Source organism: Bacillus inaquosorum KCTC 13429 (assembly GCF_000332645.1).
Taxonomy (GTDB): domain Bacteria; phylum Bacillota; class Bacilli; order Bacillales; family Bacillaceae; genus Bacillus; species Bacillus inaquosorum.
This window is the reverse complement of record NZ_AMXN01000002.1, coordinates 32117-56475: the sequence shown is the minus strand read 5'-3', so window position 1 is coordinate 56475 and position 24359 is coordinate 32117. Positions and strand designations below refer to the sequence as shown.

The window sequence follows — 24359 nt, the reverse complement described above, 5'->3', positions numbered from 1 at the left end:
TATCTATTGACGGAAGGCAGGGATGAAAATGAACAGGCTTGACCATATTGGGATAGCTGTTTTTTCGATAGAAGAAGCGAGAAGCTTTTATGAAGATATATTGGGGCTTGCGTTTCTTCATCAAGAAACGGTTGAAGAGCAAAAGGTGAATGTTGCTTTTTTTCAAGCGGGAAGCGTCAAGCTGGAGCTGATAGAACCGTTGACACCTGACAGCCCCGTCCGTTTGTTTTTGGAGAAGAAAGGGCAGGGGCTGCATCATGTTGCGTTTTTGTGCACCGGCTTATCTGAACAGCTGCAAGCATTGTCTGACCGGCAAGTTCAATTGATTGACAAGTATCCAAGACAGGGAGCTAATGGGAAAAAGATCGCATTTCTTTCTCCGCGGGAAACAAATGGCATTCTTGTAGAGCTATGCGAGCCGAAAGGAGTCCAAACCGTTGAACATGAATGAGCATATTGATCATTTATACACGAGACGCAGGCAGGCAGAACAAGGCGGAGGACATGAAAAGCTGGTTCAGCAGCGGCAAAAGGGAAAGCTCACCGCTCGGGAAAGGATCACGTTTCTTCTTGATCAGGATAGCTTTATCGAGTTGAATCCCTTCATGGAAAGTCAAGTGTTAACAAGAGAACAGCGTATGTTAGGGGATGGAGTCGTGACAGGGTACGGCACAATTGATGGCCGCTCTGTATATGTATTTGCGCAAGACTTCACAGTGTTCGGCGGGGCGCTTGGCGAAACCCACGCCAAAAAAATCTGCGCACTGATGGATCTGGCTGCGAAAAATAAGGCGCCGATTATAGGGCTGAATGACTCAGGTGGTGCGAGAATTCAAGAGGGTGTGGTATCATTAGATGGATACGGTCACATATTTTACCGAAATGTCTTATACTCCGGAGTCATTCCGCAAATATCGGTTATTTTAGGGCCGTGTGCTGGAGGCGCTGTGTATTCTCCGGCACTCACAGATTTTATATTTATGGCTGAACAGACCGGCCGGATGTTTATTACCGGGCCGAAGGTAATTGAAAAAGTGACAGGAGAACAGGTTGATGCGGAGAGTTTAGGTGGAGCGGGAATACATAATGCCGTCAGCGGAAACGCCCACTTTTCCGGACATACGGAGAAGGAGGTTCTGACAGGAGTGAAAAAACTGCTGTCTTATTTGCCGCTGAATGGCCAGACAGCAGCGCCGCTACCTGAGAAAGAGGCCTCCAGACCGTTATTAAACCGTCTCGTGCCCGCTGACACGACAAAACCGTATGATGTGCGGACGGTAATTAAGGAGCTGGCTGATCCGCAGTCTTTTTTTGAAATTCAGCCGTTTTTTGCGAAAAACATTGTTATCGGGTTTGCAAGGCTGGGTGAAAAAACGATCGGCATCGTTGCGAGCCAGCCGAAGCATCTGGCGGGAAGCCTGACGATTGACGCTGCAGATAAAGCAGCGAGGTTCATCCGTTTTTGCGACGCCTTTGACATACCGCTGTTAACTGTCGAGGATGTTCCGGGGTTTCTGCCCGGTGTTCAGCAGGAGCATAACGGAATTATCAGGCACGGAGCAAAATTATTGTTTGCCTATGCAGAAGCGACCGTCCCAAAAGTCACGCTCATTATCAGAAAAGCGTATGGCGGCGCCTATGTCGCTATGAACAGCAAAGCAATCGGAGCGGACCTTGTGTTTGCATGGCCGAATGCTGAAATCGCAGTGATGGGTTCAGAAGGTGCGGCATCGATTTTGTATGAAAAAGAAATAAAAGCTTCAGCCGACCCGCAAAAGACAAAATGCGAAAAAACCGCTGAATACAAAAAGCAAAACGCCGGTCCATACAAAGCGGCGGCCTGCGGAATGGTTGATGACATCATTTTGCCGGAAGAATCAAGGAAAAGACTGATTCAAGCTTTTCACATGCTTGCACATAAGACAGAAGAGAGACCGAAAAAAAAGCACGGTAACATACCGCTTTAACATGGAGGGACTTACAAATGGTGAATGAAAAACGCCTGCTGGAAGAATTTTTAGAGCTTGTCCAAATTGACTCAGAAACAAAACACGAAGCAGAAATCTGCAAAGTGCTGAAACAAAAATTTTCTGATTTAGGTGTGGACGTTAAAGAAGACGATACAATGGATATCACTGGCCACGGAGCGGGAAACCTGATCTGCACATTAAAAGGGACAAAACAAGCAGATACGATCTATTTTACATCTCATATGGACACAGTTGTACCCGGAAACGGCGTAAAACCGGTTGTTGAGGAAGGCTATGTCAAAACAGACGGCACTACGATTTTAGGCGCTGATGATAAAGCAGGGCTGGCTGCTATGTTTGAAGCGATTAAAGTGCTGAAAGAAGAAAACATTGAGCACGGCACGATTGAATTCATCATCACTGTAGGTGAGGAATCAGGCCTGATCGGAGCAAAGGCGCTTGACCGTTCTATGATCACGGCATCCTACGGCTATGCCCTTGACTCAGATGGAAAAGTCGGAAATATTATTGTGGCCGCGCCGACACAAGCGAAGGTAAGAGCGGCAATATACGGGAAAACCGCACACGCCGGGGTTGAACCTGAAAAAGGCATTTCAGCGATTACAATCGCTAGCAAAGCCATTTCAAAAATGCCATTGGGCCGTATTGATGAAGAAACAACAGCAAATATCGGCCGGTTTGAAGGCGGCACACAAACAAACATTGTATGCGACGAAGTCCATATTCTTGCTGAAGCACGCTCTTTAGTTCCTGAGAAAATGGAAGCTCAGGTTCAAAAAATGAAAGCTGCATTTGAAGAGGCTGCTGCTGATATGGGCGGACGCGCAGAAGTCGAAATTGAAGTGATGTATCCGGGCTTCAAATATCAAGACGGCGACCAAGTAGTTGAAATCGCGAAAAAAGCGGCTGCTAAAATCGGACGGCCAAGCGAGCTGCAAACAAGCGGCGGCGGAAGCGACGCGAACGTTATTGCAGGTCATGGCATTCCGACGGTCAACCTTGCTGTCGGTTACGAGCAAATTCATACAAAGAATGAAAAAATGCCGATCGAAGAACTCGTTAAAACGGCAGAAATGGTTGTTGCCATTATTGAAGAGGCAGCGAAATAAAAAAGGAAAACCCGAGTGCGCTTGCCCGCATCGGGTTTTTTCTTGCATTCAGCGCCATTGCCTAAGCGGCCAAAATAACACGTCCTGTTTTTTAGCGTAATGAAGCAAAGGGTCTGAATCTGGCAATGATATATCGTGCGCTTCAGCCACCGTATTGACCGAAAACTCGGCCTCGGCATGTTGCAGAAGCCAAGGATGATGATGAATGTCTTCGTAATAGAGCTTGTTTCGATAAGTGGTGTAGAGTCTGTATCGTTCCGTCAGCCAATAATCGAGGGAATCCTCTTCCGCTGTAAAAGGAGCTGAAATGGGCCGGTATGCGGCGCGAAATGCTGCCTCTCCGTCGCCTCTCCGCTTGCTGACATAGTCAATGCCATCACCGTTTTTTTCAGCTTTCATATCCGCGTAAAAATAAGGTAAATGAAAGAACGTGCGAGCGCCCAGGACTGCCAGCCGATGATCAGCATCTAAGCTGAAAAAATAAATGCCGGGCTTGCCTTTATACGTGACATAGGTGCGGAGGTTAAGCTCAGGAAATGCACGCGCACCGGGAATGGCAGGAAGAAAACGCGCCCTCAGATTCGTGAGCATAAAGGGAAGCATGCTGATCCAAGCTTGTCCGTTATATGTATCTAATTCTAAAACCGGCGGAATCATCGCCCGAAGGTTAGAAGCATCAACAGGCCAGTGGGCAAATAAGACATCATTCCAAGTTTGCCTCATGATCCAGATTCCTTCAGGCACAGAACTATTTTTTTGCTCAGCGCGATCTGTCACGTTTATACTCCTTTCATTTAGATGTGAGTAAAGGTATTCCCGATTTGATACTTTTTAAACGATACGGCTGTTTTTTAGGATGACCATTTTCGCGTCAGCCATGACAGTGGTAAGATACAAAAAAACAACCCCGGCTTTTTGCTCGGGGTTGTTTCATTATTTGACCGGCTCAGTAAGACCGGCTGTCTTTTTACTTTTATGATGCGTCATCTGAAGGACGATGTTTTGCACTGTCAGGAACAGCCCGCTTGTGAACCAGTACAGCGGAAGGGCTGCCGGAACATTAAGCGAGAAAATCGTCATCATCACAGGGAAGATGAACACCATCAGTTTTGCAGATTGCTGCGCCGCCGGGTTTTGCGGGACAGCGGAATATTTCGCGCTCAGTTTTTGAGCGACATAGGCTTGGATAAAGTACATAGCTCCCGCACTAAGAGACACGAGAATGTCAGATTGTCCTAAACTGAACCATAAAAACGAGTGTGATGCAATTTCAGGTGTAGAGCGAATCGCGTAATAAAACCCAATCACAATAGGAAACTGAATCAGCATTGGGAGACATCCCATGGCAAGCGGATTGATATTGTGCTCTTGATAAAGCTTCATCATTTCCATTTGCAGTTCTTTTTGTTTTTCCGGGTCCTTCGTTTTTTTTATTTTTGCCTGAATGCTGTCAACCTGAGGTTTAATAACCGCCATTTTCTCTTGGAACACGCGCTGTTTTTTAAACTGATTGACAAACAAAGGCAGTACAACGACACGCACAATAATGGTGACGAGAATAATAGACAGTCCGTATTCTCCGTGAAACAGCCCGGCAACACCCTTAAGCAGAGCAGAAAACGGTTCGATTAAATAGTCGTGGAAAAAACCGACGTTGCTGAGGCCTCCCACCTGATTAGTCGCGGCAAATGCAGCATTGCCCGAGCATAATACGATCAAAAAGATACCCATAGCCAAAAGTTTTTGATATGTTTTTAACAATTTGTTCTCCTCCTTTTTATAAATGCGGTTTATAAAAGAAGAGAACTGGCGTCTTCATCATCGTTCACAGGCGAATTCATGCGGAAGACTTTACGTATCCAAGTTGTAATGCGATGATATATAATAATAAGAAAGTCTGTTCGGTTAATTTGAAAGACCGTCTGATGTTCATCTGTTCGTTTTGATTTCCATTGCTCGCCGGCACGGCACTCTCGTAAGAGGAATGCAATCCCGATTGCCGTCAGAGTCGGAAGAATAATTGTGAAAAAATCGACTAAGAATAAAACGTCATTTATCGATTCCACAAACATTGTAATCACATCCATTCAATACCTTCATTTTACTATATGTACAAGCCGTTGTCTAATGAACGAAAAGGAGTTTTATTTATGCCGGGAAATGGCCGAATTATTTTCCATATTGATATGAATAGCTTCTATGCATCGGTGGAAATGGCATATGACCCGGCCCTCCGGGGGAAGCCGGTCGCAGTTGCCGGAAACGTAAAGGAGCGAAAGGGCATCGTGGTGACATGCAGCTACGAAGCAAGAGCGCGCGGCGTTAAAACAACGATGCCGGTTTGGGAAGCGAAGCGCAATTGTCCTGAGCTCATCGTTCTTCCGCCGAACTTTGACCGCTATAGAAGCTCTTCAAGAGCGATGTTTAACATCCTTCGTGAATATACTGACTTGGTGGAGCCTGTCTCCATCGACGAAGGCTATATGGACATGACTGATACACCATACAGCAGCCGCGCTTTGGAGACGGCAAAAGAAATCCAAAGCAGGCTGCAAAAAGAGCTGCTGCTTCCGTCAAGCATAGGAATCGCGCCGAATAAATTTCTTGCTAAGATGGCGTCAGATATGAAAAAACCGCTTGGCATCACGATTTTAAGAAAGAGACAAGTGCCTGATATCCTTTGGCCGCTTCCTGTGGGAGAGATGCACGGAGTTGGCAAAAAGACAGCGGAAAAGCTGAAGGGACTCGGCATTCATACGATTGGAGAGCTAGCGGCAGCTGATGAACACTCGCTGAAACGTCTGCTGGGCATCAACGGGCCGCGCCTTAAAAATAAAGCAAATGGCATTCACCATGCGCCAGTTGACCCGGAGCGCATTTACGAATTTAAAAGCGTCGGCAACTCATCGACACTTTCACATGATTCTAGTGATGAAGAAGAGCTGTTAGGCGTTTTCAGAAAACTGGCCGCTTCCGTCAGTGACCGCTTACAGCGCAAGGAAGTCATGGCTTCGAAGCTTTTTATTATGATTAGATATGCAGATTGGAAAACCATCACGAGAAGCATCACGCTGAAAAATCCGATCGATCAAAAAAATGAAATTATGAAAGAAGCGGAGCACCTCTTTTTTAAACATTGGAATAAAAATCCTGTCAGGCTGCTTGGCATTACCGGAACTGATTTGGTGGAAAAAGAGCAGGCCTATAAGCAGCTCGATTTGTTCAGTTTTAATGAAGATGCGAAGGATGAACCAATTCAGCAGATGATGGAAAAGCTGAATGATAAGTACGGCTCCAAACTGATCAGAAAAGGGGCAAAGATAAAAAAAGAGGAGAGCAAAACGAAGGGAACAAGCTTTAATAAAGATTTTTTTCAGGATGAAAAGAAAAGTTGAATAGCTTGAAAAAAAGGGTGGAAGTATGGTAATTTCTTTATTATAAATATCATTTTATTTTAATTTAAATTTTAAAATGATTAAACGTTTGCAGAAGGGACGTTAGAATATGTCAAAACAACAAATCGGAGTTATCGGTCTTGCGGTCATGGGTAAAAATCTGGCTTTAAATATCGAAAGCCGGGGATTTTCTGTTTCTGTTTACAACAGATCAAGCAGTAAAACTGAGGAGTTTCTGCAGGAGGCAAAAGGCAAAAATGTTGTTGGCACATACAGCATTGAAGAGTTTGTCCAATCCTTGGAAACACCGCGCAAAATCTTATTAATGGTTAAAGCGGGAACTGCAACAGATGCGACAATTCAATCTCTTCTTCCTCATCTAGAAAAGGATGATATTTTAATTGACGGCGGTAATACATACTATAAAGATACACAGCGCCGTAACAAAGAGCTCGCTGAAAGCGGCATTCATTTTATCGGAACAGGCGTTTCCGGCGGAGAAGAAGGAGCGCTTAAAGGGCCTTCTATCATGCCAGGCGGACAAAAAGAAGCACATGAGCTTGTGAAGCCGATTCTTGAAGCGATTTCTGCAAAAGTTGACGGAGAACCTTGTACCACATATATCGGTCCAGACGGTGCCGGCCATTATGTGAAAATGGTCCACAACGGTATTGAATACGGAGATATGCAGCTGATTTCTGAATCTTACTTCATTCTGAAACAGGTGCTCGGCCTTTCAGCTGATGAGCTTCACGAAGTTTTCGCTGAATGGAATAAAGGTGAGCTTGACAGCTACCTGATTGAGATTACAGCTGACATCTTTACGAAAAAAGACGAAGAAACAGGCAAACCGCTTGTTGATGTGATTCTTGATAAAGCAGGCCAAAAAGGAACAGGAAAATGGACAAGCCAAAGCGCGCTTGACTTAGGTGTTCCGCTTCCGATTATTACTGAGTCTGTATTCGCACGTTTTATCTCAGCTATGAAGGAAGAACGTGTGAAAGCGAGCGGCATTCTTTCAGGGCCAGAAGTGAAGCCTGTTACAGAAAATAAAGAAGAGCTGATTGAAGCAGTCAGAAAAGCGCTGTTCATGAGTAAAATTTGTTCTTACGCGCAAGGATTTGCCCAAATGAAAGCTGCTTCTGAAGAATATAACTGGAATCTGAAATATGGCGAAATCGCTATGATCTTCCGCGGCGGCTGCATCATTCGTGCAGCATTCCTTCAAAAGATTAAAGAAGCTTACGATCGCGAACCTGAGCTTGATAACCTGCTTCTAGACAGCTACTTCAAAAATATTGTGGAAAGCTACCAAGGAGCGCTTCGCCAAGTGATTTCACTTGCAGTTGCCCAAGGTGTGCCGGTGCCGTCATTCTCAAGCGCATTAGCTTACTATGATAGCTATCGTACAGCTGTACTGCCTGCAAACCTAATCCAAGCACAGCGTGACTACTTTGGCGCCCATACTTATGAGCGTACTGATAAAGAAGGTATCTTCCATACTGAATGGATGAAGTGATCAATAGAAACCCCCGAAGTCTTTAGGCTTCGGGGGTTTTTGTTATTAAAGAATGTCTTAAGGGATATGGCAGTCTTGACAGCTGCAAAAAAAGCCGAAAATGCTCATAAGCATTTTCGGCTTTTCTCGTTTTATATATTCCACCAGTGCAAGCCGTCTTTCGCCAAAAGATCATCTGATTCTTTCGGTCCCATAGAGCCTGATTCGTAGTTAGGAGACAAAGTTTTGTTTGCTGCCCATGTTTCAGAAATGGAATCGACAAAGCTCCAAGATAGGGCAACTTCATCCCAGTGAGCAAAGTTTGTTGCATCGCCAAGAAGACAGTCGTGAATTAATTTTTCATATGCTTCAGGGGTGTTCATCTCGTCATTGCAATTGCTGCAGTAATCCAGTTTGATTGGCTGCGCGTGTGCTGCCCCCCCAAGCTTTTTAGCGTTTAAGTAAAGCGTAATGCCTTCGTCAGGCTGAATATGGATGACGAGCAAGTTCGGATTCATATTGTTTTCATTACCGTAGTACAGGTTCATCGGAATGTCCTTAAATTGAACCACGATTTTTGTGGACTTTTCTTTCATTCGTTTTCCGGTGCGGATATAGAATGGAACACCAGCCCATCTGAAGTTGTCGATCAAGAGCTTGCCTGAAACAAACGTTTCTGTATTTGAGTCAGGAGCGACATTATCCTCATCTGTATAAGCAGGAACCGATACACCGTCAATTTCACCGGCTTGATATTGTCCGCGCACAAAGTACTCATCCACTTCGTCTTTTGCAATAGGGCGCAGAGCTCTCAGAACCTTCACTTTTTCGCTTCGGATTTCTTCTGTGTTCAATTTGATCGGCGGCTCCATTGCAAGAAGGGCAACCATTTGCATAATGTGGTTTTGCACCATGTCGCGCAGAGCGCCTGATTTTTCGTAATACCTTGCACGGTCTTCAACGCCAAGTGATTCGCTTGATGTAATTTGAATATTTGAGATATAGCGGTTTGTCCAAAGCGGTTCGAAAATCGCATTGGCAAATCGAATGACTTCAATGTTCTGAACCATTTGTTTGCCTAAATAATGGTCGATTCTGTAAATTTGATCTTCTGTAAACGCTTCGCGGATTTCTTTGTTTAGTGCCTGTGCGCTTGGCAGATCATGGCCGAACGGCTTTTCAATGACAAGGCGGGACCAGCCTGTTGTTGCTGTAACACCTTCTGATTTTAATGTTTTTGCAATTGTCCCGAAGAATTCAGGAGCCATTGCCAAGTAGAACATTCTGTTGTTCGGAATTTGATATGTATCTTCCAGCTGGTTAAGCAATACGTTAAGCTCTTGATAAGAGCCAGGATTTGTCACATCAAACGGGTGATAGTAAAAATGAGACGTGAAATCATCTATATGTTTATCTGCAGATGAGGATATGGATGTTTTAACGGTTTGGCGAAGATCTTCATTAGACCAAGGTCTTCTTCCAACTCCTACAACTGCAAACTCTTCTCCGATTTGTCCGTTTTGATATAAACGGTGAATAGACGGATACAGTTTTCGTTTTGCTAAATCTCCCGTTGCACCGAATATGACAATTACTGCTTTTGGTTGTTGGTTTGTTTTCACTAAAAGTACCTCACTTTATTCGAAGCTTTATTTTAGTACACCCCGTATATTTCCTTCATTTTAAATCTAAAATTCAACGAAAGCAAACATTTCAGCCCATTTTTTGCTGAATGCCGTAAAAATGTTTCTAGAACGAAAGGATTGTTCCTTTCAGAGGCAAGATTCACATTTGTCGCATGATCCTGTATTCTTGTAGGTAACTAGCTCTAGTAGGAGGAAGGAAATGTGGAATTACTTTTTTTAGGGACGGGAGCGGGCATTCCCGCCAAGGCGAGAAACGTAACGTCGGTGGCATTAAAATTGCTTGAAGAAAGGCGTTCGATATGGCTGTTTGACTGCGGGGAAGCCACACAGCATCAAATTTTACATACAACGATTAAACCTCGTAAAATAGAAAAAATCTTCATTACCCACATGCACGGCGATCATGTTTACGGGCTTCCAGGGCTTCTGGGGAGCCGCTCCTTTCAAGGCGGTGAAGACGAGCTGACAGTGTACGGGCCAAAAGGCATCAAGGCTTTTATTGAAACAAGCCTTGCCGTCACGAAAACCCATTTGACATATCCGCTTGTGATCAAGGAAATCGAAGAAGGAATCGTGTTTGAAGACGATCAGTTTATTGTCACGGCAGTATCTGTTATTCATGGAGTGGAAGCCTTCGGATACCGCGTGCAGGAAAAAGACGTGCCTGGTTCCTTAAAGGCGGATTTATTAAAGGAAATGAACATCCCGCCCGGACCTGTGTATCAAAAAATCAAAAAAGGCGAAACGGTAAAGCTTGAAGACGGACGCATCATCAATGGAAATGATTTTCTGGAGCCTCCTAAAAAGGGAAGGGCTGTGGTGTTTTCCGGAGATACGAGAGTAAGTGACAAGTTAAAAGAGCTTGCAAGGGATTGTGATGTGCTTGTTCATGAAGCGACATTTGCTAAGGAAGATAGGAAACTTGCTTATGATTATTTTCACAGTACAACGGAACAAGCAGCTGTAACAGCGAAAGAAGCCGGGGCAAAGCAGCTCATTTTAACCCATATCAGCGCCAGATATCAGGGAGATGCCTCTCTGGAGCTTCAAAAAGAAGCGGCAGACGTTTTCCCAAACAGCGTGGCGGCGTATGATTTCTTAGAGGTAAACGTCCCACGTGGCTGAAAAAAACTCTTATTTGACAATCTGAGATTACATTGTATAATAAAACGTAATCATTACGCTTTATAAGGAGATGTTAATATGAGAGTAAATGTTACTTTAGCCTGCACTGAAACGGGAGACCGAAATTACATCACAACAAAAAATAAACGCACCAACCCAGACCGTTTAGAGCTGAAAAAATATTCACCGCGTTTAAAGAAATATACCCTTCATCGTGAAACAAAATAACATAAATGACCGGGCGTTTTACAGCCCGGTCTTTTTTATGTTAATTGACTGCCTGGTAAAGGGGAGCGGCCTGCTGGCACGCTGCGCACCATACGTCATAAATAGCCAAATGAACGATATGAGGTTCATCATGATGGATGTTGTGCGAGCTGTTTTTAGCTTGAATCCAGCCGCTTTGATTAGATAGAGACAATATGCTGCTGTGCAGGTTTTGCCACTCCTGTTCAGCAGCGAATTTCTCAGTCCGTTCACCTGATGACAACACAAGGAGAGGCATGTTTCCTAAATGGACTTGCTGTTGTTTTAGAACCTGCAGGCTTTTTGAAAATTCTGCATGTGTGCCCTCAAGCATCATCTTTCTTGTGTATGCTTTGTGCATTTCTTCAGGAATAAAGGAGAAGCTTGTGCAATCTCCTAAAGCTGGATCAAGGAGGACCATGCCGATAATATCGCGCCTGTTTTTGCAGGCCCATAAACCGGTGATCACAGCTCCGTATGAGTGAGAAACAGCCAAATAAGGAGGTTTTACATCTGCTGCTTTAAGCAAACTCTCCAATTCTTTCACCTGTTGTTCAGCTGTTCGTTTAGTGCTGCTTTGTCCGCTTTTCCCTATTCCTGCCCGATCATATGTGAAAATGCCAAATTCATCATCAATGTCCGCCATTAATGGTTCCCACGTCTCAGAAGAAGTACCGTAGCCGGCCTCAAAGACAATCGTTACACCGCTTGATCCTCTCCGGTGTTGTGTATGAAACGCACATCCGTCAATTGTATATGTCTTTTCCATCCAAGCTGAGTTCATTGGAGTCATCTCCTCTAATTGGTTCTACTAGGGAGACGGAGAACCTGAGCTGATCGTTTCTCTAAAAAATAAAAAAAGAGATATCCGGTTGAGGATATCTCTTTTGGACATTACCAGCCTCTTTCGTATTGAACAGGGGCCGGAATCTCTGTATTAAGCTGTTTTGCAGCAGTTCTTGCAAAGAATGGATCTCGCAGAAGCTCTCTGCCGATAAAGATAAGGTCGGCACGTCCGTTTTGCAGAATTTCTTCAGCCATTGAACCGTCTGTAATCATGCCGACAGCACCAGTTGCCATGTCAGCCTGTTCACGGATTTTCTCAGCGAAGCTGACCTGATAGCCTGGGAATACATTAATGTCTGCATGAACAAGGGCGCCTGAGCTGCAGTCAATTAAGTCAACACCTTGCTCCTTCATCCATTTTGCAAAACCGATGTGATCGGCGATGTCTAAGCCTTTGTCTGTATAGTCAGAAGCAGATACACGGACAAATAAAGGGCCGTCCCATACTTGTTTGACTTCATCGATGATTTCTCTTAAGAAACGATAGCGGTTTTCTGGTGAGCCGCCGTATTCATCTGTACGATGGTTGGATAGCGGAGATAGAAATTCGTGAATTAAGTATCCGTGCGCCGCATGAATTTCAATCACATCAAAGCCGGCTTCTTTTGCGCGGGCTGCCGCTTGTTTGAATTCCTGGATCGTTTCTTTTACTTTTTCTGCTGACATTTCTACAGGTGTTGCTGATTGTTCGTCAAACGCAATCGCCGATGGAGCGAAAATATCTCCTTCAAGCTCTGCTTTACGGCCGGCATGGGCAAGCTGAATACCGATTTTTGAGCCTTGTTCTTTGACCTGTTCAGTCAGTTTGGCAAAGCCTTCAATATGCTCGTCACTCCAAATTCCTAAGTCTTGGTCTGTGATTCGCCCTTGAGGATTAACCGCTGATGCCTCCACAATAATCAGTCCGACCTGGCCGATTGCGCGTGATATGTAATGTGCCATGTGGAACGGCGTCAATTTTCCGTCCTTTTCATGAGAAGAATACATGCACATTGGCGACATGACGATGCGGTTTTTTAACGTCAGATCTTTAATTGTAATAGGTGTGAATAATTTTCTGACCATTTCTTTCGCCTCCCGTAAGGTTTTTAGAGATTGATTATATCAAGTCATTTCTTTCACGTCATATAAACTGCTCAAAAGATCCGTTTTTGTCAAACATTTCTGTATAATAGACAGGGAATCATCTTATTTTTCAAGCTAGAAGCGTTTTTATACATAGGAGGGGCGGAAATCGATGAATTGGCAGACGAAGGACGAATTGCTGACCCTTTTAACTTCTCTTGTGCAATACGAAAGCATCACCGGTTCGAAGGGAGAGGCAGCGCTTGCAGAATATCTTTATTTTATTTTGAAGGACAAGCCTTATTTTCAAAAACATCCAGATGATGTAATACTTCATACGATGGACGACGGCAGATCCTTTCTTACGGCTCTTGTCAAAAAGAAGAATGTCAAAAAGACAGTGCTTTTGCTGAGTCATTTTGATGTCGTGGACATAGAGGATTATGGAGAATTCAAACATATGGCATGTAAGCCTGCTGAGCTGTTGAGCTCCTTTTTAGAGAAAAAAGAGCTGCTTCCGGAGCGTGTGAGAACAGACGCTGAAAGCGGCGACTGGCTGTTCGGAAGAGGGACGATGGATATGAAAGCAGGGCTTGCGGTTCAGCTGTCGATGCTGGAGCGGGCAATGAACGGCCAATTTGAAGGCAATCTGCTGTTGATTACGGTTCCTGACGAGGAAGTGAATTCAAGAGGCATGATTGAAGCGGTTCCTGTACTGAAGGAAATGGAGAAAAAGTATGATATCACATTAACAGCTTGCCTGAATGCTGAACCGATGTTTGAAAAATTTCCCGGCGACCAGCAGCAATATTTTTACTCAGGAAGCATTGGCAAGGTGCTTGCGGGATTTTTCTGCAAGGGGATTGAAACTCATGTCGGAGAGCCGTTTTCAGGAATAAATGCCAATTTAATGGTATCTGAGATCAGCCGCTTGCTTGAGCTGAATGCGGATTATTGCGAAAAGGTTGATGGTGAAGTCACTCCGCCGCCGGTAAACTTAATGCAAAAGGACTTGAAAGAGGCGTATTCTGTTCAGACACCGCATACAGCTGTCACGTTATTTAATGTGCTGTCAATGAAACGATCGGCTAGTGAACTGCATCAGATGCTGCTTAAAACCGCCGAACAGGCGGCGGAGGAAATAACTGCGAACATTCGAAAGAAAACACAGGATTTTCAGCAATTTGAGTCATTTACGCCGATGGAACGTGCTGTCTCTGTTTTGACATTTGATGAGCTGATCGCGCGTGCGAAAAAGCGTGCTGGAAACTCTGAAACCGAGCGGGTTCTGAATTATGCCTTTGCCAACAGGGGAGATCTTGGAGACAGGGATTTTTCGACGAAAATTGTATCTGAGCTTGCTGCACTTTGTAAGGAGGATGCGCCGCTTATTGTTCTTTTTTACAGCCCGCCGTTTTATCCGGCGGTTTCTTCAAAGGACGATCAGTTGATCAGGAATACAGCTGACCAGCTTATGCAATATGCGGCTGACAGATACGGCATTGCGTTACGGGAGGTTCAATATTTTCCTGGACTTTCAGACTTAAGCTATCTGCAGCTCGAAAAGCAGGAGGTTGATGCGTACACAAGCAATATGCCGCTCTTTAACAGAGGATATTCGCTGCCAAGCGGCAAAGACCAGGCTTTATATGTACCGGTTTTAAATGTCGGCCCGGCTGGAAAAGACCCGCACAAATGGACGGAAAGACTGTATTTGCCTTATTCCTTTGAAGTGCTTCCCGACTTGCTTTCATTTACGATCTCCGCGCTATTAAAACAATCAGAAACTGCCGGTAAGCTGTTTTAGGAAAAACAAAAGACAGATGGCATTGTGCCTTCTGTCTTTGTGTTTACACTATGAATGCCTCTCTAAGGCGGCACCGGCAAACTGCTTTTTGATTTCAGCGCTGCGTTTAGCAGTTTCTTCAATACAGTGAATAATCGCTTCTTCAAAGCGGGAGTCCTGTAAAGCGCGAAGACCTGCCTCTGTTGTGCCTCCCGGGCTTGTGATTTCCTTACGGAGCTGTGCGGGCTGTTTGCCGCTTTGAAGGAGCATATCTGTTGCCCCTGCCATTGTCTGCAAAATGAGTGCTTTTGCTGTTTCCTCATCCAATCCTACTTTCTGCGCCGCTTTTTCCATTGCCTCAATATAACGGTACACGTAGGCCGGACCGCTGCCGGCGATCGCCGTGACAGCATCAAGATGCTGTTCCTCAACAAGTGTGGCATCGCCGATTGTTTCCAATAAAGCCTTTGCTGCGGTGATATCATCCTGGCTTGCTTCAGCGCTTACGGAAAATCCGGTTGCTGATTTTCTGATGGCTGCTGAAGTATTAGGCATGACGCGAATGACCGCGAGCTTTCTGCCAAAATAGTGCTGAATGGCTTCAATGGTAAGGCCTGCAAGTACTGAAATTACAAGCTGGTCCTTGAGATACGAACGGATGCTGTCAATGCTTTCCGCCGCGTCCTTCGGTTTAAAAGCGAGGATGATGATATCGGTTTGAGTGAAAAACTCATTTTTATCTCTGCATGGACGCACACCGTACGTTTCCTTTAATTCAATCAGACGCTCATCATTTGAGCGGTTTGTGATATAGATATGTTCTGGTTTTGTGATGCCGCTTTGCAAAATACCGTTGATCATTGCTTCTGCCATGGACCCGGCGCCGACAAATCCTATCTTTTTCATTGATATCCTCCTTCTATTAGAACAACAAAAAACCTTTTCATCACGTAAAGGACGAAAAGGTTCGCGGTACCACCCTCATTAGCACAGATTATGCTCAGCTCAAATCCCGTAACGCGGGAAACGTTTAGGTTTTCCTAACCGCTCTGAGGGCAGGTTCTACAAACAAGCGGGCCGCAATACCTTTCAGCCGGGGATATCGCTCTCTTTGGCCATTGTCTTGTATACTATTCCTCGTCATAGCGTTCCAATGGTTCTCGTTTTAGTTTGTTGTTCATTATGCAATGGTGGACAAGCTAATGTCAATAGCTTTTTCAAAAAGGTCCGTTCTCATTCGGCAATAATGACACAAGACCGAGAAAAAGCTAAAATATGAATAATGAATGAAGACAAGGAGCAAAAGGATGACAACTTCAGATGTAATTGCGATCCGTGTCCCGACGCCATTTGCTGTCGGCGATGTTCTCGTGTATCTAGTAAAAGGCGATGCGCTGACACTTATCGATGCCGGGCCGAATACAAAGGAGGCTGTCAGAGCCCTTCAAGAGCAGCTTGCCGCTGTAAATGTGAAAATGTCAGATATCGAGCAGGTTGTACTGACTCACCATCACGCTGATCATGCAGGCCTGCTTGATGTCTTTTCTGATGAAATCGAAGTGATCGGACATCCGTTTAACGAACCTTATATCAGCCGAGATCAGGCTTTTATGGATTGGCAAAAATGTTTTTTTCAAAAGCTGCTGCCAGAATTAGGTGTTCCTTTTGATACGGGGAAGTCGGAAAAGCTGATTCGGTCCGCGTACGCATTTTCCTGTACGAGATCCCTGACGAAAACAGTCAGAGAAGGTATGAGTATTGATGGGCTTGAGGGCTGGTCGGTTTTGGAGATGCCTGGACATGCTGAATCGCATATCGTTCTTTTCCATGAAAAAAGCGGTAGAATGCTTGGCGGCGATCTTCTGCTGGCCAACAGCTCGTCTAACCCGATTCTGGAAGCGCCGAAAGCGGGAGACATAAGGTCAAAGCCTTTAGTCGATTATCAGCGGTCGTTGGGAAGGCTGTCTGAACTTGATCCAACAATCGTGTTTCCCGGTCACGGCGAGACAATCACCAGCGTTCAGGCGCTGATTGAGAAGCGTTTTGACAAACAGAGGAACAGGACGGAGGATGTGCGGCGCATGCTGGATGAAAAGCCGATGACTGCTTTTCAGGTCTGCCAGCAGCTTTTTCCTGCTGTGTATGAAAAGGAATTATTTTTAACGATGTCAGAAACGGCAGGGCATCTTGATGTGTTGGCGGCTGAAGAAGCCATCACGTCATATTGGGAAGGAAATACTGCATACTTTAGAACAATGAAGAGGTGAAATGGGTGAAACATATAGCGGGAAAGCGGATTTGGATAACCGGCGCTTCAGGAGGGCTTGGTGAAAGAATTGCATATTTATGCGCTGCTGAAGGAGCCCATGTCCTGCTGTCGGCAAGACGTGAGGATCGTTTGATTGAAATCAAAAGGAAAATAACCGAGGAATGGAGCGGACAGTGTGAGATTTTTCCTCTGGATGTCGGCCGCCTAGAGGATATCGACCGTGTCCGCAATCAGATCGGCTCGGTTGATGTACTGATCAACAATGCGGGCTTCGGTATATTTGAAACGGTTTTAGACTCGACACTGGATGACATGAAAGCGATGTTTGATGTGAATGTCTTTGGCTTGATCGCCTGTACAAAAGCGGTGCTTCCGCATATGCTTGAGCAAAAAAAGGGCCATATCATCAACATCGCTTCTCAAGCAGGGAAAATTGCAACACCGAAGTCGAGTCTTTACTCTGCGACAAAACATGCCGTGCTCGGCTACTCAAACGCTTTGCGGATGGAGCTTTCGGGAACCGGCATTTATGTGACAACAGTCAATCCGGGACCGATTCAGACGGACTTTTTTTCCATTGCTGATAAAGACGGGGACTACGTCAAAAATGTAGGCCGGTGGATGCTTGACCCTGATGACGTGGCAGCTCAAATTACAGCTGCTATTTTAACCAACAAACGGGAGATCAATCTTCCGCGTTTAATGAATGCCGGCACCAAGCTGTATCAGTTGTTTCCAGCTCTCGTTGAAAAGCTGGCAGGACGGGTACTCATGAAAAAATAACGATGGAACTGCCTGTAGCGAGTTGGTTTGTTGGCATAGTCACAGGCAGTTTTTATAGAGGAAGGGAGAAACCATTGGATGTCAATCAATCAAGAAGCCCTTCATGTTCTGCTCAAAGATCCGTTTATTCAGAAACTGATTGATGGAGAGCCTGTATTCTGGGCAAATCCGGGCAAGAAAGAGGGCCCGTTATTCGATGCAGATGAGTGGGAAAGTGAGATAGCAGAGGCGGAAAAAAGGCTGCGGCGGTTTGCTCCTTATATTGCTGAGGTGTTTCCTGAGACGAAAGGTGCCAAAGGAATGATCGAGTCTCCGCTTTTTGAGATGCAGCATATGAAGGAAAAGCTGGAAGCGGCATACAAGCAGCCATTTCCGGGAAGATGGCTTTTAAAGTGCGACCATGAGCTTCCGATTTCAGGATCGATTAAAGCGCGGGGCGGGATTTATGAAGTATTAAAGCATGCTGAAAAGCTGGCGCTTCAAGAAGGAATGCTTCAGGAAACCGATGATTACCGCATCTTACATGAAGAGCGGTTTGCCGCGTTTTTCTCGCGCTATTCGATTGCTGTGGGTTCGACAGGAAATCTGGGGTTAAGCATCGGCATCATCGGTGCCAAACTCGGGTTTCGTGTGACAGTGCATATGTCCGCCGATGCTAAGCAGTGGAAAAAGGATCTCCTTCGCCAAAAGGGTGTCACCGTCATGGAGTATGAATCAGATTACAGTGAAGCGGTGAAAGAAGGGAGACGGCAGGCGGAACAAGATCCATTCTGTTATTTCATTGATGATGAACATTCCCGTCAGCTGTTCTTAGGATATGCTGTTGCTGCAAGCCGATTAAAAACCCAGCTTGACTGTATGAATATACAACCGAGTCTTGAGACGCCGCTGTTTGTGTATCTGCCGTGCGGCGTCGGCGGAGGGCCGGGTGGTGTGGCATTCGGGCTGAAGCTTTTATATGGAGACCATGTTCATGTGTTTTTCGGGGAGCCGACTCATTCACCGTGTATGCTGTTGGGGCTTTATTCCGGCCTTCACGAGAAGATTTCTGTCCAGGATATCGGCCTGGATAATCGGACGGCTGCTGACGGGCTTGCCGTAGGGAGGCCGTCAGGATTTGTCGGCAAGCTGATCGAACCTCTTCTGAGCGGCTGTTATACGGTAAAGGACAATACGCTTTATACCTTGCTTCATATGCTGGCTGTATCTGAAAATAAATATTTAGAGCCCTCTGGTCTTGCCGGCATGTTCGGGCCGATTCAGCTTTTTTCGACAGAAGAGGGAAGGCGTTATAGTCAGAAATATAACATGGAACATGCCGTACATGTCGTCTGGGGAACGGGAGGGAGCATGGTTCCAAAAGAAGAAATGGCCGCGTATAACCGAATCGGTGCGGATTTGCTGAAAAAATAAGCAGACAGTGAAAGGGTTTTCCGTTACAATCTTTGTAAGGGTTTTAACCTTCAGAGAGTCAGGTGTAAACAGTGAAAAATAAAGAGCTTAACTTACATACTTTATATACAAAGCACAATCGTGAGTCTTGGTCTGGTTTTGGGGGACATTTGTCGATTGCTGTTTCTGAAGAAGAGGCAAAAGCCGTGGAAGGGCTGAATGATTATCTATCTGTTGAAGAAGTGGAAACGATCTATATTCCGCTTGTTCGCCTGCTTCATTTGCATGTTAAGTCTGCGGCCGAACGCAATAAGCATGTCAATGTTTTTTTAAAGCACCCTCATTCAGCCAAAATTCCGTTTATTATCGGCATCGCCGGCAGTGTGGCAGTCGGGAAAAGCACGACGGCGCGGATATTGCAGAAGCTGCTTTCGCGTTTGCCGGATCGTCCTAAAGTGAGCCTTATCACGACAGATGGTTTTTTATTTCCTACTGCCGAGCTGAAAAAGAAAAATATGATGTCACGAAAAGGGTTTCCCGAAAGCTATGACGTAAAGGCGCTGCTCGAATTTTTGAATGACTTAAAATCAGGAAAAGACAGAGTAAAGGCTCCGGTGTATTCCCATCTCACCTATGACCGCGAGGAAGGTGTGTTCGAGGTTGTAGAACAGGCCGATATTGTGATTATTGAAGGTATTAATGTTCTTCAGTCGCCCACCTTGGAGGATGACCGGGAAAATCCGCGTATTTTTGTTTCCGATTTCTTTGATTTTTCGATTTATGTGGATGCGGAAGAAAGCCGGATTTTCACTTGGTATTTAGAGCGTTTTCGTCTGCTTCGGGAAACAGCTTTTCAAAATCCCGATTCTTATTTTCATAAATTTAAAGACTTGTCTGATCAGGAGGCTGACGAGATGGCGGCCTCGATTTGGGAGAGTGTCAACCGGCCGAATTTATATGAAAATATCTTGCCGACTAAATTCAGGTCAGATCTCATTTTGCGTAAGGGAGACGGGCATAAGGTTGAAGAAGTGCTGGTAAGGCGGGTATGATATCGTGCATCATATTGAACTGTATGTCTCTGATTTGGAAACGTCTCGATGGTTTTGGGGATGGTTCTTAAAAGAACTTGGCTATAAAGAGTTTCAAAAAGGCCGGATCGGATTAAGGTAGAGCTCACTGCCCCAAGTGGTTAATCGTGATCTTCGGGCAGGCTGTTAAGCTTTTTCTCAATGCGATCCAGCTGCGCTTTTCGGTTCTTCGCATACTTGAAGCCTGTAACAGCTGCAAAGATGACAGCGGCAAACACGATAAATACGAAAAACTGAAACATCACATCACCTATATTCATGTGCATCACCTCATTTTTGCGGGAGAGATTGGTTCTCTCCCGTTTTTTTGTTTAAAGCGGCTTTTCCAGCGCGGACCGGTGTTTTGTCATTTCCGTTTTCATCTGCCGATAGGCAAACGCTAAAAATGGCAGACCGAGCAGGGTGATGCCGCTCAAGACAGAAAAAATAAAAATCGGCCGGCCAGCGCCAAATAGGTCTATACATATACCCCCGACCCAGGGGCCGATGACGTTTCCGAGCTGTGAAAAACCGATTGCCCCGAAATAAGTGCCTTTTAATCCTGGTTTTGCAATCTGGTCTACAAACAAATCCATCATAGAGAATAAAAGCACTTCGCCGATTGTAAATGTAACCACGATTATAACAAGGGATGAAACACCGTGTGATATGGTGAAAATGGCCATGCTGACACTAACCATCACATTACCGAGCATCAGGGAGCGAAGCGGCGAAAAACGTTTTGCAAAATGGACGATGGGAAACTGCGTTGCCAACACAACGATTGCGTTTAATGTCAGCATCAACCCGTACAGCTTCGTTCCATTGCCGATCAAGGGGTTCTGCGCCATATACTGCGGAAATGTTGAACTGAATTGTGAGTAGCCAAAGGTACATAGTGTAATGCCGACCAAAGCAATTGTAAAAAGATGATCCTTTTGCGTCACCATAAATGCTTCCCGCACGCTCATATTTCGGGACTGGCCTGATGCTGATGAGGATGGATGTTTTTTAAATTGGATGGCAAGCACGAGTCCGTATAGTCCGTAAATGACTGCGGGCACCAAAAAGGGTGCGGTCGATTGAGATGAGCCGAAATACAGGCCGAGTACCGGTCCGAAGACAACGCCGATATTAATAGCTGCATAGCGTAAATTAAAAACAAGTAGTCTGTTTTTTTCTTCTGCCATATCAGACAGCAAAGCCTTTGAAGCTGGCTCAAACAGTGATTTGCAAAGACCGTTTAATGCGTTTACCACAAAAAACACCCAGAGATGAGATGCCGCCGCAAATCCTGCAAATACCAGCATCCAGCCGAAAATGGACACAAGCATCATGTTTTTTCTGCCAAATTTGTCCGAGATATATCCGCCGTAAAAGCTTGCAAGGATGCCGACTGATGAGCTTGCGGCAATGACCAGCCCTGCATAGGACGCTGATGCGCCTTGGATGGCTGTTAAATAAATCGCTAAAAAAGGGATACTCATCGATGTGGCCATTCTGCCGAAAATGGTTCCGATTATAATTGTCCAGCTGATTGGGTGGATATTTTTCCATTTCTTCATAAATCGTATTCTCTCCTGTATGTAAGAATCTTTTCCTATCATATATGAAAAAATTCCCTTCTCCAATAGAGAATTCAAAATATTTTGTTATTGACATTTTACCATGTGTGGACATCATTGAAATTGAGGTTAAAGCATTCGGAAGGAAAATGACGATATGTCTGACGCTTATCTGGGGTAAAAGGACAATATTAATTGATGCTGGAATGCTAGACATTTTAAAACGATTCGGCAGGGCATGGAAGAATACGGAGGTCCGTTTGAAACATTAAAGGCAGTGATGTCAACCTATCATGATGTGGATCAAGTTCCGGAAATGCTCAGTGATGCCGGACATGAGATCAAGATTTACGCGAACTGGAGCGGCGGCCTTATTTTGAGGAGCATTCGGGTGATTTTTACGCCGGGGATTTGTCAGGCCATATCAATCTATGGAGCGTGAGAAAAGCCTGCTTTTCTTTCTCTGCAAGCCCTTCTGCAGTATGACACGCTTGAGCCTGTTATTTCACGGCGGTGTTTTCAAAGGGAAGCCGCATCAGCGGCTGAAAGAACTGACAGTCTGATTGGGGCGCTGTGCGCCTCTGTTTTCTTTTGACCAGCGTTTAAGAGAACAGTCCTTGATTTGTGACATAGTCATAAATGATATCTTCTATATGCGCATGCAGATCCTCATCGGGTTCTTCATTCCGTCTCTCTTCTAAGGCGGCTTTCAGGCTTTGTTTTTCGTACGGGCTTAACGGATCTATGGCAACATTTCTGCCGTATTGACGCAGTGCCTGCCCCATCATTTTTTCAACAAATTTCTCCATTATGACTCTCCTATCTTTATGCTTCGCTTTTATTCTACTAAATGTTTTTCTTCTCTCACACCCTTGGATCATATTTTCTGTCAGACAAGAATCATTTACCAGTATAAAACGAACATATTTTCGCATATAATAGAAAAAGCGAACATAAGTTCTTTTTTAGAGGTGTGTATGATGAAAGGAAAAGTGATTTTTCTCGTTGACATGCAATCGTTTTATGCATCTGTAGAGAAAGCGGAAAATCCACATTTGAAAAATAGGCCCGTCATTGTTTCGGGTGATCCTGAAAGAAGGGGCGGAGTCGTATTGGCTGCCTGCCCGCTGGCGAAACAAAAGGGTGTGGCGAATGCTTCGCGGCTGTGGGAGGCGCAGGAAAAGTGCCCTGAAGCTGTTGTGCTCCGGCCCCGTATGCAGCGGTACATTGATGTATCACTGCAAATCACGGCCATTTTAGAGGAATATACAGACCTTGTGGAGCCGTATTCCATCGATGAACAATTCATGGACATTACAGGCAGCCAGAAGCTGTTTGGGACGCCGGAGGAGATCGCGACAAGCATTCAGGGCAGAATCATGCGGGAGATCGGCATTTATGCGCGGGTCGGAATCGGTCCTAACAAAGCGCTAGCCAAAATCGCGTGCGACAATTTTGCCAAAAAGAATAAGAACGGTATTTTTACCTTAACGAAAGAAAATATGAAAACTGATATGTGGCCGCTTCCGGTGGGCAGCATGTTTGGCGTCGGGAGCCGCATGAAGCATCATTTAAACCGAATGGGCATCAGTACGATCGGCGGGCTCGCGGCTTTTCCGCTCGATCTTTTAAAAAAGAAATGGGGCATTAACGGCCACGTGCTGTGGATGACGGCGAACGGGATCGACTATTCCCCTGTATCAACTTCATCTCTGGACGGGCAAAAGGCGATTGGCCATGGAATGACTCTCCCAAAAGACTACGAACACTTTGACAAAGAAATCAAAGTCGTGTTGCTGGAGCTGAGTGAAGAAGTGTGCAGGCGAAGCCGAAACGCCGGAGTAATGGGGCAGACGGTGTCAGTGAGCTGCCGGGGGGCTGATTTTGATTGGCCGACGGGCTTCAACCGGCAAGTGAAGCTGGCGGAGCCAACTAATTCTACGCAGGATGTATATGAGGCTGTATGCCGGCTGTTTCTTACGTTTTGGGACGGGAAGCCTGTCCGCCGCCTCGGGGTCAATCTGTCTCAGCTCTCATCTGATGACATATGGCAGCTCAATTTATTTCAGGATTATGCAAAGAAAATGAGCCTCGGCTATGTGATGGACGGCATTAAGAACCGGTTCGGCGACACAGCCATCATCCGGGCGGCGTCACTGACAGCGGCAGGCCAGGCATTTGAACGTGCGGCTAAAATAGGAGGTCACTATAAATGAACGACCATTTAAAAAGAGGCAACCTGCTGTGGGAAGGAAGCAGGATGTTTCTGCCGGAACATAAACAAAGCCTGCTTGAGAGAAAGCGCCATAAACAGAAGCTGCCAAAGCCGATCCTTGATCCTGATAAGCTGGAGGAGATGAATCAAACGCTTTGCGCCGCGATGGAGTTTGCTCAGGATATCACTGTCAGCTGCTTTCAGGACGGTGAAATTGTCCGCTGTACCGGAAAAATCTGCCGGTATGAAGAGTTTGAAAAAACAGTATGGATAAAAGGAGACGAGGATCAGCTGTATAAGCTGAAGCTTGATCAAGTGCTTGATATTGTGCTGTGAAGTCTCTCCCTCCTGCACTGGG

At 45.3% G+C, this 24359-nt stretch carries 25 protein-coding genes and 1 pseudogene; 16 read left to right on the top strand and 10 right to left on the bottom strand.

What is annotated here, in order from left to right:
- Positions 1–28: 28 nt before the first annotated feature.
- From mce to BSI_RS16340, 3 genes are read left to right on the top strand one after another with little or no spacing between them, the layout of a single operon-like run.
- Complete coding sequence (mce, locus tag BSI_RS16330; protein ID WP_003236820.1) at positions 29–451, top strand: methylmalonyl-CoA epimerase; 423 nt, start codon at positions 29–31, stop codon at positions 449–451.
- Entirely contained in the window at positions 444–1967 is a 1524-nt protein-coding gene (locus BSI_RS16335; RefSeq protein ID WP_080030809.1) for an acyl-CoA carboxylase subunit beta, read from the top strand. The genes mce and BSI_RS16335 overlap by 8 nt, the downstream gene beginning before the upstream one ends.
- A gap of 17 nt (positions 1968–1984) precedes the next feature.
- Positions 1985–3100, top strand: a complete 1116-nt coding sequence (locus BSI_RS16340) for a tripeptidase T (RefSeq protein ID WP_003236816.1) — start codon at positions 1985–1987, stop codon at positions 3098–3100.
- A gap of 48 nt (positions 3101–3148) precedes the next feature.
- On the opposite strand, the gene BSI_RS16345 is transcribed toward BSI_RS16340, so the two are convergent.
- The 3 genes from BSI_RS16345 to mifM all read right to left on the bottom strand — a co-directional run bounded on the left by BSI_RS16345 (position 3149) and on the right by mifM (position 5178).
- Positions 3149–3877 (bottom strand): YqjF family protein, encoded by a 729-nt coding sequence (locus BSI_RS16345; protein WP_003236814.1) that lies wholly within the window; start codon positions 3875–3877, stop codon positions 3149–3151.
- A 156-nt stretch (positions 3878–4033) separates the two neighbouring features.
- Positions 4034–4861: a membrane protein insertase YidC gene (locus BSI_RS16350; RefSeq protein WP_003236812.1), complete on the bottom strand. Its 828-nt coding sequence runs from the start codon at positions 4859–4861 to the stop codon at positions 4034–4036.
- Positions 4862–4890: 29 nt separating this feature from the next.
- A complete protein-coding gene (gene mifM / locus BSI_RS16355; RefSeq protein WP_080010842.1) occupies positions 4891–5178 on the bottom strand; it encodes a membrane protein insertion/folding monitor MifM in 288 nt (95 codons plus the stop codon).
- A gap of 72 nt (positions 5179–5250) precedes the next feature.
- On the opposite strand from mifM, the gene BSI_RS16360 reads away from it, so the two are divergent.
- Both BSI_RS16360 and gnd read left to right on the top strand, forming a co-directional pair.
- A complete protein-coding gene (locus tag BSI_RS16360) occupies positions 5251–6495 on the top strand; it encodes a DNA polymerase IV (RefSeq protein ID WP_003236808.1) in 1245 nt (414 codons plus the stop codon).
- Between the two features lie 109 nt (positions 6496–6604).
- Positions 6605–8014, top strand: a complete 1410-nt coding sequence (gene gnd, locus BSI_RS16365; RefSeq protein ID WP_003236806.1) for an NADP-dependent phosphogluconate dehydrogenase — start codon at positions 6605–6607, stop codon at positions 8012–8014.
- Positions 8015–8145: 131 nt separating this feature from the next.
- Here gnd and zwf read toward each other — a convergent pair whose 3' ends face one another.
- The gene (gene zwf, locus BSI_RS16370; protein ID WP_003236805.1) at positions 8146–9615 is read right to left on the bottom strand and encodes a glucose-6-phosphate dehydrogenase; all 1470 of its coding nucleotides are present in this window, start codon (positions 9613–9615) and stop codon (positions 8146–8148) included.
- A gap of 225 nt (positions 9616–9840) precedes the next feature.
- Between zwf and rnz the strand changes: the two genes are divergently transcribed.
- Together rnz and rpmG are read left to right on the top strand one after the other, a co-directional pair.
- Positions 9841–10764, top strand: coding sequence for a ribonuclease Z (gene rnz, locus BSI_RS16375; protein ID WP_003236802.1), 924 nt, complete (start codon positions 9841–9843; stop codon positions 10762–10764).
- Positions 10765–10842: 78 nt separating this feature from the next.
- The gene (gene rpmG, locus BSI_RS16380) at positions 10843–10992 is read left to right on the top strand and encodes a 50S ribosomal protein L33 (RefSeq protein WP_003226511.1); all 150 of its coding nucleotides are present in this window, start codon (positions 10843–10845) and stop codon (positions 10990–10992) included.
- A gap of 40 nt (positions 10993–11032) precedes the next feature.
- On the opposite strand, the gene BSI_RS16385 is transcribed toward rpmG, so the two are convergent.
- The gene (locus BSI_RS16385; RefSeq protein WP_003236800.1) at positions 11033–11794 is read right to left on the bottom strand and encodes an alpha/beta fold hydrolase; all 762 of its coding nucleotides are present in this window, start codon (positions 11792–11794) and stop codon (positions 11033–11035) included.
- Between the two features lie 110 nt (positions 11795–11904).
- On the bottom strand, positions 11905–12921 hold the full coding sequence (gene namA, locus BSI_RS16390; protein WP_003236798.1) for an NADPH dehydrogenase NamA: 1017 nt from the start codon (positions 12919–12921) through the stop codon (positions 11905–11907).
- A 172-nt stretch (positions 12922–13093) separates the two neighbouring features.
- Here namA and BSI_RS16395 point away from each other — a divergent pair, with 172 nt between their 5' ends.
- Complete coding sequence (locus tag BSI_RS16395) at positions 13094–14728, top strand: M20/M25/M40 family metallo-hydrolase (RefSeq protein ID WP_003236797.1); 1635 nt, start codon at positions 13094–13096, stop codon at positions 14726–14728.
- A gap of 48 nt (positions 14729–14776) precedes the next feature.
- Here the strand turns inward: BSI_RS16395 and proC are convergent, their stop codons facing one another.
- Complete coding sequence (gene proC, locus BSI_RS16400; RefSeq protein WP_003236795.1) at positions 14777–15613, bottom strand: pyrroline-5-carboxylate reductase; 837 nt, start codon at positions 15611–15613, stop codon at positions 14777–14779.
- Positions 15614–16014: 401 nt separating this feature from the next.
- On the opposite strand from proC, the gene BSI_RS16405 reads away from it, so the two are divergent.
- The 5 genes and pseudogenes from BSI_RS16405 to BSI_RS22945 form a co-directional block, all read left to right on the top strand.
- Entirely contained in the window at positions 16015–16974 is a 960-nt protein-coding gene (locus tag BSI_RS16405; RefSeq protein WP_003236794.1) for an MBL fold metallo-hydrolase, read from the top strand.
- Between the two features lie 5 nt (positions 16975–16979).
- Positions 16980–17759, top strand: a complete 780-nt coding sequence (locus BSI_RS16410; RefSeq protein ID WP_003236791.1) for an SDR family NAD(P)-dependent oxidoreductase — start codon at positions 16980–16982, stop codon at positions 17757–17759.
- Positions 17760–17837: 78 nt separating this feature from the next.
- Complete coding sequence (gene dsdA / locus BSI_RS16415; protein WP_003236788.1) at positions 17838–19172, top strand: D-serine ammonia-lyase; 1335 nt, start codon at positions 17838–17840, stop codon at positions 19170–19172.
- A 71-nt stretch (positions 19173–19243) separates the two neighbouring features.
- Entirely contained in the window at positions 19244–20203 is a 960-nt protein-coding gene (coaA, locus tag BSI_RS16420) for a type I pantothenate kinase (protein WP_003236785.1), read from the top strand.
- A gap of 4 nt (positions 20204–20207) precedes the next feature.
- Positions 20208–20318 (top strand): annotated as a pseudogene (locus tag BSI_RS22945) (VOC family protein); the annotation flags it as partial.
- Positions 20319–20343: 25 nt separating this feature from the next.
- Here the strand turns inward: BSI_RS22945 and BSI_RS16425 are convergent.
- Positions 20344–20502, bottom strand: coding sequence for a hypothetical protein (locus tag BSI_RS16425; protein WP_003236781.1), 159 nt, complete (start codon positions 20500–20502; stop codon positions 20344–20346).
- Positions 20503–20553: 51 nt separating this feature from the next.
- Positions 20554–21786: an MDR family MFS transporter gene (locus BSI_RS16430; RefSeq protein WP_003236779.1), complete on the bottom strand. Its 1233-nt coding sequence runs from the start codon at positions 21784–21786 to the stop codon at positions 20554–20556.
- A 238-nt stretch (positions 21787–22024) separates the two neighbouring features.
- Here BSI_RS16430 and BSI_RS16435 point away from each other — a divergent pair, with 238 nt between their 5' ends.
- A complete protein-coding gene (locus tag BSI_RS16435) occupies positions 22025–22228 on the top strand; it encodes a hypothetical protein (RefSeq protein WP_003236777.1) in 204 nt (67 codons plus the stop codon).
- A gap of 160 nt (positions 22229–22388) precedes the next feature.
- Here the strand turns inward: BSI_RS16435 and BSI_RS16440 are convergent, their stop codons facing one another.
- Complete coding sequence (locus BSI_RS16440; protein ID WP_003226541.1) at positions 22389–22595, bottom strand: YqzH family protein; 207 nt, start codon at positions 22593–22595, stop codon at positions 22389–22391.
- Positions 22596–22763: 168 nt separating this feature from the next.
- On the opposite strand from BSI_RS16440, the gene BSI_RS16445 reads away from it, so the two are divergent.
- Together BSI_RS16445 and BSI_RS16450 are read left to right on the top strand one after the other, a co-directional pair.
- Complete coding sequence (locus BSI_RS16445; protein WP_080030791.1) at positions 22764–24002, top strand: DNA polymerase IV; 1239 nt, start codon at positions 22764–22766, stop codon at positions 24000–24002.
- Positions 23999–24337 (top strand): YolD-like family protein, encoded by a 339-nt coding sequence (locus BSI_RS16450; protein ID WP_003236771.1) that lies wholly within the window; start codon positions 23999–24001, stop codon positions 24335–24337. Before BSI_RS16445 ends, BSI_RS16450 begins: the two co-directional genes overlap by 4 nt.
- Positions 24338–24359 lie beyond the last annotated feature (22 nt).

What these genes read in the sequence shown, in the direction of transcription:
- mce (WP_003236820.1), top strand. Translation starts at nt 29, where the DNA reads ATGAACAGGCTTGACCATATTGGGATAGCTGTTTTTTCGATAGAAGAA.
- BSI_RS16335 (WP_080030809.1), top strand. Translation starts at nt 444, where the DNA reads ATGAATGAGCATATTGATCATTTATACACGAGACGCAGGCAGGCAGAA.
- BSI_RS16340 (WP_003236816.1), top strand. Translation starts at nt 1,985, where the DNA reads ATGGTGAATGAAAAACGCCTGCTGGAAGAATTTTTAGAGCTTGTCCAA.
- BSI_RS16360 (WP_003236808.1), top strand. Translation starts at nt 5,251, where the DNA reads ATGCCGGGAAATGGCCGAATTATTTTCCATATTGATATGAATAGCTTC.
- gnd (WP_003236806.1), top strand. Translation starts at nt 6,605, where the DNA reads ATGTCAAAACAACAAATCGGAGTTATCGGTCTTGCGGTCATGGGTAAA.
- rpmG (WP_003226511.1), top strand. Translation starts at nt 10,843, where the DNA reads ATGAGAGTAAATGTTACTTTAGCCTGCACTGAAACGGGAGACCGAAAT.
- BSI_RS16385 (WP_003236800.1), bottom strand. Translation starts at nt 11,794, where the DNA reads ATGAACTCAGCTTGGATGGAAAAGACATATACAATTGACGGATGTGCG.
- namA (WP_003236798.1), bottom strand. Translation starts at nt 12,921, where the DNA reads ATGGTCAGAAAATTATTCACACCTATTACAATTAAAGATCTGACGTTA.
- BSI_RS16395 (WP_003236797.1), top strand. Translation starts at nt 13,094, where the DNA reads ATGAATTGGCAGACGAAGGACGAATTGCTGACCCTTTTAACTTCTCTT.
- proC (WP_003236795.1), bottom strand. Translation starts at nt 15,613, where the DNA reads ATGAAAAAGATAGGATTTGTCGGCGCCGGGTCCATGGCAGAAGCAATG.
- BSI_RS16405 (WP_003236794.1), top strand. Translation starts at nt 16,015, where the DNA reads ATGACAACTTCAGATGTAATTGCGATCCGTGTCCCGACGCCATTTGCT.
- dsdA (WP_003236788.1), top strand. Translation starts at nt 17,838, where the DNA reads ATGTCAATCAATCAAGAAGCCCTTCATGTTCTGCTCAAAGATCCGTTT.
- BSI_RS16425 (WP_003236781.1), bottom strand. Translation starts at nt 20,502, where the DNA reads ATGAATATAGGTGATGTGATGTTTCAGTTTTTCGTATTTATCGTGTTT.
- BSI_RS16430 (WP_003236779.1), bottom strand. Translation starts at nt 21,786, where the DNA reads ATGAAGAAATGGAAAAATATCCACCCAATCAGCTGGACAATTATAATC.
- BSI_RS16435 (WP_003236777.1), top strand. Translation starts at nt 22,025, where the DNA reads ATGGAAGAATACGGAGGTCCGTTTGAAACATTAAAGGCAGTGATGTCA.
- BSI_RS16440 (WP_003226541.1), bottom strand. Translation starts at nt 22,595, where the DNA reads ATGGAGAAATTTGTTGAAAAAATGATGGGGCAGGCACTGCGTCAATAC.
- BSI_RS16445 (WP_080030791.1), top strand. Translation starts at nt 22,764, where the DNA reads ATGATGAAAGGAAAAGTGATTTTTCTCGTTGACATGCAATCGTTTTAT.
- BSI_RS16450 (WP_003236771.1), top strand. Translation starts at nt 23,999, where the DNA reads ATGAACGACCATTTAAAAAGAGGCAACCTGCTGTGGGAAGGAAGCAGG.